General features: G+C 71.4%; 14 protein-coding genes and 4 pseudogenes. 9 read left to right on the top strand and 9 right to left on the bottom strand.

Features of this window, described 5'->3' with window-relative positions; genetic code table 11:
- Positions 1-25: 25 nt before the first annotated feature.
- Both ACX25U_RS17185 and ACX25U_RS17180 read right to left on the bottom strand, forming a co-directional pair.
- Positions 26-559, bottom strand: coding sequence for a tRNA adenosine deaminase-associated protein (locus tag ACX25U_RS17185; RefSeq protein WP_454394331.1), 534 nt, complete (start codon positions 557-559; stop codon positions 26-28).
- A gap of 300 nt (positions 560-859) precedes the next feature.
- The gene (locus ACX25U_RS17180) at positions 860-1,090 is read right to left on the bottom strand and encodes a hypothetical protein (RefSeq protein WP_454393050.1); all 231 of its coding nucleotides are present in this window, start codon (positions 1,088-1,090) and stop codon (positions 860-862) included.
- A gap of 148 nt (positions 1,091-1,238) precedes the next feature.
- Between ACX25U_RS17180 and upp the strand changes: the two genes are divergently transcribed.
- A complete protein-coding gene (gene upp / locus ACX25U_RS17175; protein WP_454393048.1) occupies positions 1,239-1,874 on the top strand; it encodes a uracil phosphoribosyltransferase in 636 nt (211 codons plus the stop codon).
- Positions 1,875-2,194: 320 nt separating this feature from the next.
- Here upp and ACX25U_RS17170 read toward each other — a convergent pair whose 3' ends face one another.
- Entirely contained in the window at positions 2,195-2,824 is a 630-nt protein-coding gene (locus tag ACX25U_RS17170) for a LytR C-terminal domain-containing protein (protein WP_454394329.1), read from the bottom strand.
- Between the two features lie 132 nt (positions 2,825-2,956).
- Entirely contained in the window at positions 2,957-3,253 is a 297-nt protein-coding gene (locus ACX25U_RS17165) for a type II toxin-antitoxin system VapB family antitoxin (protein WP_053759397.1), read from the bottom strand.
- A 123-nt stretch (positions 3,254-3,376) separates the two neighbouring features.
- Here ACX25U_RS17165 and ACX25U_RS17160 point away from each other — a divergent pair.
- Positions 3,377-3,885: pseudogene (locus ACX25U_RS17160) on the top strand (helicase HerA-like domain-containing protein); the annotation flags it as partial.
- Here the strand turns inward: ACX25U_RS17160 and ACX25U_RS17155 are convergent.
- Positions 3,865-4,303, bottom strand: a pseudogene (locus tag ACX25U_RS17155) (HhH-GPD-type base excision DNA repair protein); the annotation flags it as partial. The pseudogenes ACX25U_RS17160 and ACX25U_RS17155 sit on opposite strands and share 21 nt — an antisense overlap.
- Positions 4,304-4,529: 226 nt before the next feature.
- On the opposite strand from ACX25U_RS17155, the gene ACX25U_RS17150 reads away from it, so the two are divergent.
- Positions 4,530-6,461, top strand: a complete 1,932-nt coding sequence (locus tag ACX25U_RS17150; RefSeq protein WP_454393046.1) for a copper resistance CopC/CopD family protein — start codon at positions 4,530-4,532, stop codon at positions 6,459-6,461.
- Here ACX25U_RS17150 and ACX25U_RS17145 read toward each other — a convergent pair.
- On the bottom strand, positions 6,458-7,348 hold the full coding sequence (locus tag ACX25U_RS17145) for a DUF72 domain-containing protein (RefSeq protein WP_454393044.1): 891 nt from the start codon (positions 7,346-7,348) through the stop codon (positions 6,458-6,460). The two genes, ACX25U_RS17150 and ACX25U_RS17145, sit on opposite strands and share 4 nt — an antisense overlap.
- Before the next feature lie 126 nt (positions 7,349-7,474).
- Here ACX25U_RS17145 and ACX25U_RS17140 point away from each other — a divergent pair, with 126 nt between their 5' ends.
- Positions 7,475-7,780: a hypothetical protein gene (locus ACX25U_RS17140; protein WP_454393042.1), complete on the top strand. Its 306-nt coding sequence runs from the start codon at positions 7,475-7,477 to the stop codon at positions 7,778-7,780.
- Complete coding sequence (locus ACX25U_RS17135; protein ID WP_454393040.1) at positions 7,780-8,730, top strand: DUF2637 domain-containing protein; 951 nt, start codon at positions 7,780-7,782, stop codon at positions 8,728-8,730. Before ACX25U_RS17140 ends, ACX25U_RS17135 begins: the two co-directional genes overlap by 1 nt.
- 45 nt (positions 8,731-8,775) lie before the next feature.
- On the opposite strand, the gene ACX25U_RS17130 is transcribed toward ACX25U_RS17135, so the two are convergent.
- The 3 genes and pseudogenes from ACX25U_RS17130 to ACX25U_RS17120 form a co-directional block, all read right to left on the bottom strand.
- The gene (locus tag ACX25U_RS17130) at positions 8,776-9,204 is read right to left on the bottom strand and encodes a YeeE/YedE thiosulfate transporter family protein (RefSeq protein ID WP_454393038.1); all 429 of its coding nucleotides are present in this window, start codon (positions 9,202-9,204) and stop codon (positions 8,776-8,778) included.
- The gene (locus tag ACX25U_RS17125; protein ID WP_454393036.1) at positions 9,204-9,860 is read right to left on the bottom strand and encodes a YeeE/YedE family protein; all 657 of its coding nucleotides are present in this window, start codon (positions 9,858-9,860) and stop codon (positions 9,204-9,206) included. The genes ACX25U_RS17130 and ACX25U_RS17125 overlap by 1 nt, the downstream gene beginning before the upstream one ends.
- Positions 9,861-10,737: 877 nt before the next feature.
- A pseudogene (locus tag ACX25U_RS17120) lies at positions 10,738-11,589 on the bottom strand (ATP-binding protein); the annotation flags it as partial.
- A gap of 47 nt (positions 11,590-11,636) precedes the next feature.
- On the opposite strand from ACX25U_RS17120, the gene ACX25U_RS17115 reads away from it, so the two are divergent.
- The 4 genes and pseudogenes from ACX25U_RS17115 to ACX25U_RS17100 form a co-directional block, all read left to right on the top strand.
- Positions 11,637-11,777, top strand: coding sequence for a hypothetical protein (locus ACX25U_RS17115; protein ID WP_454393034.1), 141 nt, complete (start codon positions 11,637-11,639; stop codon positions 11,775-11,777).
- Positions 11,778-12,096: 319 nt separating this feature from the next.
- Complete coding sequence (locus ACX25U_RS17110; RefSeq protein WP_454393032.1) at positions 12,097-12,582, top strand: TetR/AcrR family transcriptional regulator; 486 nt, start codon at positions 12,097-12,099, stop codon at positions 12,580-12,582.
- Position 12,583: 1 nt separating this feature from the next.
- Positions 12,584-12,949 (top strand): hypothetical protein, encoded by a 366-nt coding sequence (locus ACX25U_RS17105; protein WP_454393030.1) that lies wholly within the window; start codon positions 12,584-12,586, stop codon positions 12,947-12,949.
- Positions 12,950-12,985: 36 nt separating this feature from the next.
- A pseudogene (locus ACX25U_RS17100) lies at positions 12,986-13,252 on the top strand (hypothetical protein); the annotation flags it as partial.
- Positions 13,253-13,314 lie beyond the last annotated feature (62 nt).

Below are 13,314 nucleotides of genomic sequence, written 5' to 3'. Positions count from 1 at the left end.
CTCGTGCCCGGGGTGCCCGGCCCGGTCAGCGGACGGTCTCCAGGACCTCCGAGGCGCCCAGGGCGTCGGCGATCGCGCTCAGCGCGTCCTCCGCGTCCAGGGTGCGCAGCTCCTTCGCGCTGACGCCCAGGTCGTCGAGGATCTCGCCGTCGCCCAGCGGGCTGTGGGTGATGGCTTCGGCGGACGACGGCTCCTCGTCGTCCTCGACGGACGCCGGTTCGCCGTCCTCCGTGCCGTCGAGGTCGAGGGAGTCCAGGTCGGGGCCGTCGTCGCCGGGTTCCCGGCCGAGCAGTTCGTCGGTGAGCAGGATCTCGCCGTACGAACTGCGGGCAGCGGCGGCGGCGTCGGAGACGTAGATACGAGGGTCGTCCTCGCCGTCCACGCGGACGACGCCGAACCACGCGTCCTCCTGCTCGATCAGGACGAGCACCGTGTCGTCGTCGGCCGAGGCTTCCCGGGCCAGGTCGGCCAGGTCGGACAGCGTCTCCACGTCGTCGAGCTCTGTGTCGCTCGCTTCCCACCCGTCTTCGGTGCGCGCGAGCAGTGCGGCGAAGTACACCGTGACTCTCCCACTGGTCATAGGTGTGCCGGTTGGGGGTCCCCCCGGCGGAGGTTCTGGGCGGAGAGAGCTTGGCTCCGAGCCCCGCCCACTCGGAATCGTGGCAGAAACAATGCCATCAGGGGACGTCTTCGCCTCCCTGTGTCCGGCGGTTTCGTCGGTACGTCGGTACGTCGGGCAGAGGACTCATCAGCGCAGTCGTTGCCGCCGCACCCGGATCGTACGCGGGTTTCCCCCGGCGTCCACGCACGTCCACCGTCCGGGCGTCCGCGCGGGTGTCGTTGTTCCCGCGTGTCCCGCCTACCAGCGGAACGTGCGCATACGCATGGCGCGCCGCAGCCGGGCGGTCTTGGCGCGGCGGGGCTGGACGCGGTCGCGCAGGGCGCGGGCCTCGGCGAGGTCGCGCAGGAAGCGGGCCCGGCGGCGCCGGCGCTCGCTGTCGGTCTCGGGCATGTCCGCCGTCCGCGGCGCGTCCGCCGTCTCCGGCTGCGCGCGCGGCGACGGTTTCTTGCGGGATTCCCGGTCAGGCATTGATTCACCACCCCAGTGCGTCCCTCCCACTTTCCCTCTGACGAGGGCTTGATGCCACAACGGTGCACGGTGGCGGGGGTGCGGCCGGGGTGCCCTGGGCGGGACGGCAGGGGGGCGGACGGATTGGGGGCCCGGTTACTGTTGGCACATGCGTCTCCATGTCGTCGACCACCCCTTGGTCGCCCACAAGCTCACCACGCTGCGCGACCGGCGTACCGACTCCGCGACCTTCCGCCGGCTCGCCGACGAACTGGTCACCCTGCTCGCCTACGAGGCGACGCGGGACGTGCGCACCGAGCAGGTCGACATCGACACGCCGGTCGCCCGGACCACCGGCGTCAAGCTGGCCCGTCCGCGCCCGCTGGTGGTGCCGATCCTGCGGGCCGGGCTCGGCATGCTGGACGGCATGGTCCGGCTGCTGCCTACCGCCGAGGTGGGCTTCCTGGGCATGATCCGCAACGAGGAGACGCTGCAGGCCTCGACGTACGCCACGCGCATGCCGGAGGACCTCTCCGGCCGCCAGGTCTACGTCCTCGACCCGATGCTCGCCACCGGCGGCACGCTGGTCGCGGCGATACAGGAGCTGATCAAGCGCGGCGCCGACGACGTGACCGCGGTGGTGCTCCTGGCCGCCCCCGAGGGCGTCGCGGTCATGGAACGCGACCTGGCCGGAACCCCGGTGACCGTCGTGACGGCGTCGGTCGACGAACGCCTCAACGAGCAGGGCTACATCGTCCCGGGCCTCGGAGACGCGGGCGACCGGATGTACGGGGCGGCGGACTAGGGTCCTAGGGTCCGCCCGGCGGGTCGAGTCGCAGGGAATCGGCGGTCGGCCAGCGGCCCGGGTGAGCGGGGGCGATGGGTCCCCCTGCGCGAGCGAAGCCGAAGCTCGGGGGAGTCGGCAACCGGCGACAACGCCGCTGGGGCCCCTGCTCGGAGAGCTTGGGGGAGTGCCGGGCCCCGCGTCTGCGGCATGATCCGCCGGGCAGGCCCCGGGGTCCCGGTGCCACGGGGCCCGTCCGGTCTGCGCGAGCAGGGAAGCGGTACGGCGCTCGGTCGCCCTTTTCGGGACCGAGCGCTTTTCGTACGCAGCCGTACGGCCGTTCAGCAGCTCTTCTTCGCCGTGTCCGCCGTCGGCTGCGGGGCGTTCAGGGCGGCCAGGGCCTTCTCGGCGGCCGCCTGCTGGGTCAGCTCCTTGAAGCCCGTGCCGATGATCAGGTCGACCTCCGCGCCCTTGCGGGTGTCGGTACGGCTCTCGGCGCCGGCGAGCTGGGTGGCGAGGACGGGCAGCGAGGTGTTCAGCGAGGAGGCCGGGCCGAGGAGAATCCCGGCGCCCTTGACCTTCTTGTCGAACTCCTTGGACGCGTTGCCCACCTGGCCGATGCGGAAGCCGCGCTTCTTCAGCTCGTCCGCGGTCTGCTTGGCCAGGCCGCTGCGGGGCGTGGCGTTGAGGACGTTGACGGTGATCTGGCCCGGCTTGGGCAGCGTACGGGCCGCGTTCGCCGCCGACGGGCTCGCCCCGGGCGCCGTCTTCGTCGAGCAGTCCTCCTTGGTGCCGACCGCCGAGACCTTCTTGCCGCTGCCGGTGAAGACGTCGATGAGCTGCAGCGTGCCCCAGCCGATCACACCGAGCACCGCGACGGAGGCGACGGCGGGGAACACGAGCCTGCCGTGCCTCCGAGGCCTGCGCATCCGCGGGTACTTGTTCCCCGTGATCCGGTACTTCCCGCCCATGCCGGGGGGAGTCAGCATGCTCATGGGCGCAGCGTAGTGCGCGTGAGCGGTGATTCCTACTAGATGATCATTCGATACCGCGCAGGAGAACCCAAAAGGTCCAAGCCGTTACCGAACGGCGACCCGGACGGCTCAGTCCAGCTCGAGCACGCGCGCGTGCAGCACCTGGCGCTGCTGGAGCGCCGCCCGCACCGCGCGGTGGAGGCCGTCCTCCAGATACAGGTCGCCCTGCCACTTCACGACGTGCGCGAAGAGGTCGCCGTAGAACGTCGAGTCCTCCGCGAGCAGGGTCTCCAGGTCGAGCTGCTGCTTGGTGGTCACGAGCTGATCGAGGCGGATCGGGCGCGGCGCGACGTCCGCCCACTGCCGGGTGCTCTCCCGGCCGTGGTCGGGGTACGGCCGGCCGTTTCCGATGCGCTTGAAGATCACACGGAAAGCCTACCGGCCAAGAGCTTCCGGGCGCAGCCCGGCCGCCGGAGTGCGACGCTGGAAAAGCCGCAGCAAACCCGGGCGAATCGGGAACAGGGGCTTGAGACGGGTGACAGCGAGACCGTGTCCGGGGCCGCCGCTCGCGAGGCTCCGGGAAGCGCCCCGGCGCTCCCGCGGAAGGCCTTGGAGATCCCCTCCGGATACGCCTTCGCCGGGCCCGCCCTGGACCTGGGCGCCCTGATCCGGGACGGCCACTGCCTGCCCGACGCGCGGATCCGCATCCCCTGCCGATGCTGAACCGCCACGGCCTGGTCGCGGACGCCACCGGCACCGGCAAGACCAAGACGCTGCAACTGATCGCCGAGCAGCTCTCGGCGCAGGGCGTGCCGGTCTTCCTCGCGGACGTCAAAGGTGACCTGTCCGGAATCTCGGAGCCGGGCGCGGCGAACGACCGGATCCGCTCGCGGACCGCCGAGGTGCATCAGCAGTGGACGCCGGCCGGCTTCCCCGCCGAGTTCCACGCCCTGGGCGGCACGGGCCCCGGCGTCCCGCTGCGGGCGACCGTCACCAGCTTCGGCCCGCTGCTGCTGTCCAAGGTGCTCCGGCTCAACCGGACGCACACCGAGCTGCTTGCCGAGCAGCGCGAGGAGGATCTGCGTCTTCTGCCTGCCGAACCCGGGCAGCTCCTCCAGCCGCCGCAGCAGTTCCCGCCCGCTGTCGACGTCCCGCCGGATCGCCTCGGGATCGCCGTCGTAGTGCTTGACGAGGTAGTGGCACAGCTGCTGGATCAGCTTGGCCATGGCCCAGGGCAGTGGTGCACGGCCGGCTCGTCCGACAGGAGCCGGGCGAAGGTCTCCGGCCCGAAGGCGACGATCTCGTGGGCGTCAGGTCGTCGGTGCCCATGCGCCGGACGATCGTCGCCGGCCCCTTGAACGCCCACTCCACCGGGATCTGCCGGTCCAGCACCATCCCGACCGGCGCGGCGAGCGGACTGCGGCCGAGAAGCGCGTCGGCCTCGGGGTCCTGGGCGAGGTGAAGAGCGACGTCCATGTCCCGATGGTCACCCGCCGCGGTGCGGGGCGCGGCCGGACGAGGTTTCCGTACTCTCCCCGTCGCCCGACCGGAGCGGGGGTGTCGCGGCGCCGCGTACGGCCGTACTGCGCCCAACTGGCCTTTCGTATCGCGAGATAGTCTTCCCGCACGATCCCGGTGAGCAAGGCGCCGTCTTCATCCGTACCTCTCCGGAAGCCGGCAAGTTCCAAGACGGAGAAGCGACGTGACCGTACGGCGACCACTTCGGGTGCTGACGCTGCTCGGCGCCGTACTGGCCCTGCTCCTGCTCGGCGGGGCCGCTCCCGCCTTCGCCCACGCGGCCCTGCGCAAGGCCGACCCCGCCGACGGAAGCGTCCTGAAGTCGGCGCCCCGCACGATCACGCTGACCTACTCCGAGTCCGTCGCTCTGCTCGACGACTCCTTCCGCCTGTTCGACCCCGAGGGCCGGCGGGTGAGGACGGGCCAACCGAGGCATGCGCCGGGCCAGTCGGACACGGCCCGGGTGACGTTCCCGGACGGGTTGGGCGAGGGCACCTTCACCGTGGCGTGGCGGGTGATCTCGGCGGACAGCCACCCGGTCTCCGGCGCCTTCACCTTCTCCGTGGGAAAGCCCTCCCCGGCACCTGCCGCGATCGACACGGGCCCCGACCAGGACCCCGTGACCGGCAGCCTCTACGACCTCGGCCGCTACACCGCCTACGGCGCCGCCGCCCTGCTCATCGGCACGGCCGCCTTCGCCCTGCTGTGCCGTCCGCCGGACCCCCGCCCGCTGCGCAGGCCGCTGGTCGCGAGCTGGTGGGCGGCGCTGGCGTCCACACTCGTCCTGCTGGTGCTGCGGGCTCCCTACGAGACCGGAACCGGCCCGGCGTCGGCCTTCGACCTCGCGGCCGTCTCCCGCACCCTGAGCAGCCGCCCCGGCCTGGTCCTGATGGCCCGTCTGGCCCTGCTCGCGCCGACGGCCGTCTTCCTCGTACGGCTCTTCCGGCGCCGGCCGGGCCAGGAGCCCGCGCGCGCGACCCTGGCGGCGGGCGCCGCGCTCGCCCTCGCCCTGGCGCTGACACTGGCGGCGTCCGAGCACGCCTCGGCCGGCATCCAGGTCCCGGTGGCGATGACGTCCTCGGTGCTGCACGTGCTGGCGATGGGGGTCTGGCTGGGCGGGCTGACGGCCCTCCTCACGATCCTGCAGCGGGTGACGGCGGACGAGCCTCGGACGGCGGCCCCGGACGGCGACTCGAACGCCGGTGGACCGGACGTCTCCCCGGACGGCGGCGGCCCCGCGCTGACGGCGGCCGTGGCCCGCTTCTCCCGGATCGCCTTCGGCGCCGTCACCGTCCTCGTGGTCACCGGGGTCTACCAGTCCTGGCGCGGCCTCGGCTCCTGGGCCACGCTCACCGACACCACGTACGGCCGGCTGCTGCTGGTCAAGCTGGTGGCGGTGGTGCTGATGCTGGCCGTGGCGAGCCTCTCGCGGCGCTGGACGGCGCGGCTGGTGACGGTGGACGAGGAGGCCGCCGTACGGGCCGGGAAGCCGCGGGCGGTGGCACACGAGCGGATCCCGGAGCCGGCGGGCGGGACGCGGCTTCCCGAGACGGGGGAACCCGGGGCGGAGAAAGCCCCGGCGGAGAAACCCGGGGCGGGGGAATCCGCGCCCTCGTCGGCGTCCGACGCCCACCACCGTGCCCTGCGCCGCTCGGTCCTGGCCGAGGTCGCCGTGGGCATCGCGGTGCTGGTCGTCACCACGATGCTGGTCAGCACCCTCCCGGGCCGCGTGGCCGCCGAGGCGGCCGAGGCCCCGCCCGTGGCGGGGGCGCCGGGCGCCTCCCTCACGATGATCCCGTTCGACGTCGGCACCCCGGGCGGCCGCGGCACGGTGCAGATCACGCTGGTGCCGGGCCGCGTCGGCCAGAACGCGGTGGAGGCCGTGGTCTACGGCCCCGACGGCGGCCTGAGCAGCGTCCCCGAGCTGCGCCTGTCCCTGTCCCTGCCCGCACAGAAGATCGGTCCGATCGACGCGAAGCTCACCAAGAGGGGCGGCTTCTGGGGCACCGACACCCTCAACCTCCCGATCGCCGGCGAGTGGACGATGAAGGCGACGGTGCGGGTGTCGGAGATCGATCAGGTGAGCGCGGAGGGGAAGGTTCGGATCCTGCGCTAGTCAGCCGGACGCGGAGCGCGGGACGCGGGACGCCGGTCGTCGAGCAGCGAGCGCATCCGCTCGGCGGCCCGGACCGCCGCGTCGCCGCAGCAGTTGTTGAACAGTACGTGGAGCCGCTCGACGCGCCCGGCGAGGGAGCGCAGCCGCGGCACCCACTCCTCGAGCTCGTGGCCGGCGTACTCGTACCGGAACCGGTCCTCCTTGCTCCCGGTCCCCCATGCGGGGCTGCGCCCGTGGAAGCGCACGACGGACAGCCGCGGTGAGGTGACGGGCACGACCGGCGGGATGGAGGAGGGCAGCGTCCGCACCATGTCGACGCCGACGGCGGTGAAGTCGTACCGGCGCAGCAGCGCGGCGGTCGCGTCCGCCTGTTCCTCCCGCCACCACGAGGGGTGCCGGAACTCCACCGCGACGGGCCAGTTCGCGGTCCGCTCGGCGCACTGGGCCAGGAACGCCTCGGCCCGCGCGCCCGGCCGGAACCACGGCGGGAACTGGAACAGCACACTGCCCAGCCGTCCGCAGCGCCGCAACGGCCCGATCCCCTCGGCGAACCGCGCCCACACGGCGTCGAGGGACTTCGCGTCGCGGGGGTCGTACGACGTGCCGCGCAGCTCCTCGGGCAGCGCGCCGCGCCGGGTCGGGTGCCCGGTGAGCAGCGAGAACGCCTTCACGTCGAAGACGAAGTCCTCCGGAGTCCGCTCGACCCAGAGCCGGCTGTTCCGCTCACTGGGAAGGGCGTAGTACCCGGAGTCGGCCTCGACGACCGGGAACCGCGTGGCGTAGTACCGCAGCCGGCCCTCGGCACCGCGTGACCCCGCCGGATACCAGCCACTGCGCACCAGCGTCGGATCCGTCCACGAACACGTACCGACCAGGATCTCGCCCATGGCGGGCGGTTACCCCCGATCAGCGCAACGCCACCGTTCGAGTCGTCGGCGACACAGCCCCGAACGGTCGAATTCCTTCACCCGTTTGCCGCGCATCCGGGGAAGTCGGACGGCGTTAGTCGGGATATGACCAAGACAACCAGGGAAGGGTACTGGGGTCTGCTCGTGGGGCGGGAGCGAGAGAGCACGAGCGCCGCCGCACGGGCGGTGCCGCTGGGTCCCTATACCTACCTTCCCGCCCCGGTGCACTCGTCGGCCACCGTCAACGGCACCCTGACCAGAGGCGATTGCCCGGTCGCGCTGAAGGTGACCGAGCCCCTGCTGCGGGATTTCCTGAACGCGATGAGCACACTGGAAGCCGACCTCGCCTGCCGCTGGGTCGGTTCGGAGGCCAGGTCCGCCTTCTCGGCAGCGGAACAGCCGACCGCGTGATGTATGACGAACGTATCGACCGCCGTTCGGTAAATTCCACGAGCTACTCGACCGGCTATTCAGGTGATCCGGATTCCTGGCGCCACTCGGGTCACCCGGGCTTCTCGGACCACTCGCCCTACCCGGACGGATACCGGGAGGCCGGCACGGGCCGCCACCGGGCTCCGACGGAGTTCTTCTCATCCCCTCTGGTACCGCCGGACGAGGCCTGGGACCCTGCCGAGGAACTGGCCTTCATGCTCCAGGACGCGATGCAGGAGCACCGGCAGGAGCACGGTCCGACTGCTCCCACCGTCCGGGACGAGGCACCGGTCACCGCCGAGCCCGTCCCGGACACCCCGGACACCCCGAACACCCCCCTGGAGAACCTGCAGCAGATCACCGCGGAACTGCCTCCGCTGAGGGAGGTCTCCCGACGCCATCGAAAGGTCCGGGAACGCAAGCGCCCGAACGCCCTGCGGACCGCCAGTCATGTCGTCGCCGCGCTGACCGCGGTGATCGCCTCCTCGGTGAGCTTCTTCGGCGGAATGGTCGCCTACGAACCCCTCCGCGTCGTGGCCCTGGCCCGCATGGAGGACGGCCTCGCGTCGTGGTGGCCTCTCCTGGTGTACGGGCCCTGGCTGGTGGCGTCGCTGTCGGTCCTGCGGGCCGCGCTGCACCAGCGCCGCGCCGTCCACTCCTGGTGCGTGGTGCTGATCTTCTCGTCCATCGCGATGCTTCTGTGCGTCGTCCAGGCGCCCAGGACGATCGTCGACATCGCGGCGGCCGCCCTGCCGGGCCTGGCGTCCCTGGCCTGCTTCCAGCAACTCGTACGCCAGATCACCCTGACCCGCCCACCCCGCCGCACGACCCCCCGCCACCGTCAGCCCCCCACCCCCGCCTCCGCCCGCGACACCAGCCGCACCACGACGACACGATCCCCCGGAGGAACGGCCGGCAAGAAGAGCTGACCGCCGGAGCCGGTCCCGCGGCTCCGCGGCCGCCTTCGTATCCGATTACAGCCCGCAGGAGCCGCGGTCGAGGTGGAAGTACCGGGCATTGGCCCAGCGGCACAGCCGGATGCCGACGGCGACGCCGACGATGGTGACCACGGCGGGCAGGTATCCGCCGGCGACCTGGACGATCGGGATCGCCGGGCATCCGCCCGAGATCGCCCAGCCCGTACCGAACAACACCGCTCCGGGGATCACACCGGCGTGGATGCGCCCCGGGGTGCGGGGGACCCGCAGCAGAGCGAACACGCACACGATGATCGCGACCGCGCCGGCGAAGGAGAGGAACATGCGCAGGTCCTGGAAGGTGAACATGCGGTTCAGCTCGGCGTAGTCGCCGAAGCCGATGTTGGCGACGGTGTAGCCGAGAGCCAGCCCGGTGACGACGTTGGCCAGCAGAATCGCGCCCCTGGTACGGCCCCTGGTACGCATCAGATCACCTTCCACAGGAGGAACGACACTCCGACGGCGGTGCCGAAGAACACGGCAGTCGCGACGATGCTGACCGGGCGTAGACGGCCGCAGCCGTTGAGTCCGTGGCCGGAGCTGCACCCGCCGGCCAGTCGAGTGCCGAAACCGACCAGCACGCCGCCCAGGAACAGCAGGGCGATCATGGCGACGGGATCGGCGGTGATCAGGTCCCGGAAACCCGGACCCATGTCGTAGCGGATCTGGAACCGTCCGGAAGTGAACGCGGCGATCAATCCGCCGAGGAAGACCGACACCAACAGGGCGGCCTGGGTGACCAGCGGGGCCGGCCGCTGGTTCGTGACGGAGGGGGACTCGTGCGCCGTCCGTTCACCGTCCGGGGGCGGCGGCTGTGAATCCCCGTACGGCAGCTGCGGCGCGACGGGCGCGCCGGCGCCGGTTCCGAAGTGCTCCGCGGTGGCCGCGGCAAGCGCGTCGGCGAGCGCACGCTCGTCGGTGAACTCCTCCTCCATCCGTTCGAGGCGGCGTTCGCGGCGCCAGTGCAACACGCGATCCCACGCCGACGACATCCCGAAAGACCGGTCGGTGGTGAGGGTGTAGTAGATGGTGACCAGAGCGAGCCCGATGGCGCCCGCCCACCAGGGCCAGTACGTACTCATACGGGGTTTCTCATCCAATCGGCGAGTCGAGCCCACCAGCCGCGCTTCGGACTGCTCGCCTGGCGCCTGTGTCCCATGGGGCGGTCCGGCGGCTGGGTGATCCGTATGGAGGGTGACGAGGGGTGAGGCCGGATCGGTGCCGGCGTGAGTGTCGCCTCGGGCCGGGCCGTGGTCTCCGCTGCCGCGGTTCCGGGTTCCGACGGCTCGGGTGATCCGACCGGTACCGGCTGGGACCAGGATTCGGTCTCCGGGGACCACGGACCGGGCTGTGACGGCGGGGTGTGCCGGGGTGTCTGCTTCGGACCGGCCACGCCCGACCGGTTCGCGTCGGCATCGCGTTCGAGGTGTCGCGCGGTGGCCCCGTTGGGCAGCAGGCTGATGGGCACGCGCTCGCCGGTCAGTGACAACTCGTAGCGCGCGCACTCGCGCCACCGGTCCGCGCTGTCGCAGTAGTAGTTGCGCCAACCTTGCAAGCTCGCCCTGAGCAGGGGGAAAAGGGGACATGCTGCGGCGTGCGAGCAACCCATGTTGCTCCCTTCTGACCGGCGCGCACCGCCCGTTCGGGGCGGACGGTCGCCGTTCTCCATTCGCGTGCTCTGACTTTCCGTCACCGTGCTCAGGCGTGATGCAATCACTGTTTCGGCGTCCCGGGCAAACTTGGGGATTTTCCCGCATTACTTGCCGAGAAACACCATCCGATGGATGTGCCCGCCCTGTTTTGTGGAGGGGGTGGGGGTGTTGGAGTCACTTGTGACGAGAATGTGAATATTGCGGATCGTGAATGAACTCGCTGGTGAGGGAATCATGTGCCGACGCGCAGTCCGTCGAACGTGGGCCGGCGCAACCGGTACCGCAACCAAGGGAGTCCATGCCCTGCTCAGGACCTGCGCCAGGCGCTGAGCAGTTCCTCGGGGCCGTACGCGACCTGGAGCCCGGAACGGCCGACCCCGTTGCGGGAGACCGCCACGAGCGGTACCGGCTCGTCGGTGATCGCCGCCCGGTGCTTCCGCAGCGCGGCCAGGTCGTGGCTGTCGGACGTGGGATTCTCCAGCCATTCGACCGAGCCGAGGAAGGGCGACTGCTTGGCCATCGGCTACCCGTCGGCGCCCACCAAGTCGATTTCGACGTCGTTGCTCCGGGTCCGGTACCCGCCGATCGCCGGGGCGGCGGGCAGGCGCCCGTCCGGCAGGAGACGGGCGAGGGATTCCCGGACCAGGGGCTCGATCGCGCGGCCCCGGCAACTCGTCCACTGCTCTTTGATCCGGCCCAGAGCGAGATCTCCCCGCATTCGCTCGATCTCCCCGCATTCGCTCGATCTCCGCCATGTGCGGGTCCGGAAACGCGAGCCAGAATCGCAGACAAGGGTCGACCGCTCGGTGGCGGCGTTCCTTCGACGGACGCAGTGAGAGCGGCAACTCGACTGCCACCACGCTTTCCCGGTCAGGACCTCCGTGGCTCGGGTGAGAGTGGTGTGGGCGATGCCGCCTGCGGCGCGCGCGATGTTGGTGAAGGTCCGTTCCCCGGTTCCGATGGCCCGCAGGACCTCCCTGCTCATCGCCCGCGGTGGAAGCTCCGCGGCCAGTGAGCGCTCGGCGGAGACCAGCAGCGCCGGGATCGGGTTGTCCAGCGAGTCGCGGAGGAACTCCCGGACATCCGCTCCGGCCCGCCACTTTGCGCAGATCAGCGGGAGACCGTCCGTGATCAGGGCGGCGTCGAAGGCGGCCGTCGGAGGACTTGGAGGTTCTTTCCCCGGCATCGACGACGTAGGTGCTGCGGGTGCAGTCGGAGCCGTCCATGGTGGAGAAGGCGATCCGGGTACCGCCGGGCGAGAAGGTGCCCGCGCTGCCGGTCGCGGTGAGCACCTCCTGCCCGGTGCCGTCGCTGTTGATCCACTCCATGCCGCGCGGGCTGTCGTAGACGATCCGCTTGCCGTCCGGGGACCAGGCGGGGTGTTCGACGCATGGGGCTCGTCGGTCTCGGGCGCGACACCCCGGACCGGAACGTGCCGGTCACTGTCGTCGGCCTTGCCTCCGGCCGGTGCGTACGAGGTCGCCGCCGCAGAATTCCAGGCCCTGCGTGAAGGCGGTGCGGGCCCACCGCGCCCTGAACCGGTGCCGCACCGTCGCCAGGGGCGCCCCATCCCTTGAGGCGTGTCGGCTTGCCGGCGTCTCCGGCGTCCTCGTAAAAGAACGCTCGTTCTTGACTGATCGTTCTCCAACCGCATACGATCATGGCCATGGGACGACCACGCGCCTTCGACACCGACCAGGCCATCGGAACCGCGGCCGCCCTCTTCGCCACCCACGGCTACGAGGGCACCTCGGTGGACGACCTGGTGACCGCCACCGGTATCCACCGGGGCAGTCTCTACAAGGTCTTCGGCTCCAAACGGAGCCTGCACCTGACCGCCCTGCGCAACCACCTCGACCACGAGATCCACCCGACCACCGCCGCCATCGCCGCCCTCACCGACCCCGCGCAGGCACTGACGGCGGCCATCGCCTCGTACGACAACGGCCCGGCCGCCGGACTCCTCCTCCTCGCCGCTGCCGAACGCGCCCCCCACGACCCGGAGGTCGCCGCGCTGGTCGCGGAAGGCATCACCGCACTGGAGAACGCCCTGCGCCCCACCCACGGCGACGCCGCCCCCCAACTCGCCTCCACCGTCCTCGGCACCCGCCTGCGCCTGCGCGCCCAGCCGACCACCTCCAAGGAGCAGTGACATGGCCCTGATCGCCATCGACCGTGAACGCAACCTGCTGACCGTCGAGTTCCAGGGCCTCGACAAGCTCTGGACCTTCAAGAGCCGCCTGGAAATCCCCCTCGCCCACGTGCGCGGCGCCACCCACGACCCCGGCATCGCCCGCGAACCGAAGGGCATCCGCGTCGGCGGCACCCACTTCCCCGGCGTGATCACCGCCGGCCGCTTCCGCCGCGGCGGCGAACGCCTCTTCTGGGACGTGAAGAACCCGGACAAGGCGGTCGTCATCGAACTCGCCGACGCCGAAACCTACGACCGCCTCGTCATCGAGGTCGACGACCCCCGCGCCACCGTCGCCCTCGTCGAACAGTCCATCGCCCGCAGCTGAGGTGCGACTGCCGGTCCGGACGCCCTTCCGGCGGCGCTGTACGTGTTCATCGACGACCAGGTGGCCCCGCGTCGCCGGGCCACCGGTCAGCCGGGTCATCGAGCCCCTGCCCGGCAGGTGCCCACCCGGCACGACAGCCTGCGGCTGATCGATTCCACCCCGTTGCCCTGCGCAGCCTCCCGCAGGACCGTCAAACACTCCGAGCCGACCGGGCACGCCGGATACGGATACCGCCGCAACCGTTCCCGCTTCTTCCGGGGCTTCCGGCCCTACCGGCTGACCACCACCGAGGACATGCCGGTGTTCCGGACTCCGTGGTCGACGCGATCACAGGTGGGGAGCCCGGGGGAGCGGCCCGGATGCGG

It is taken from the genome of Streptomyces sp. JNUCC 63, from assembly GCF_054366325.1.
Note: the sequence above shows the minus strand (reverse complement) of the source record. Positions and strands in the feature narration are given on the sequence as shown.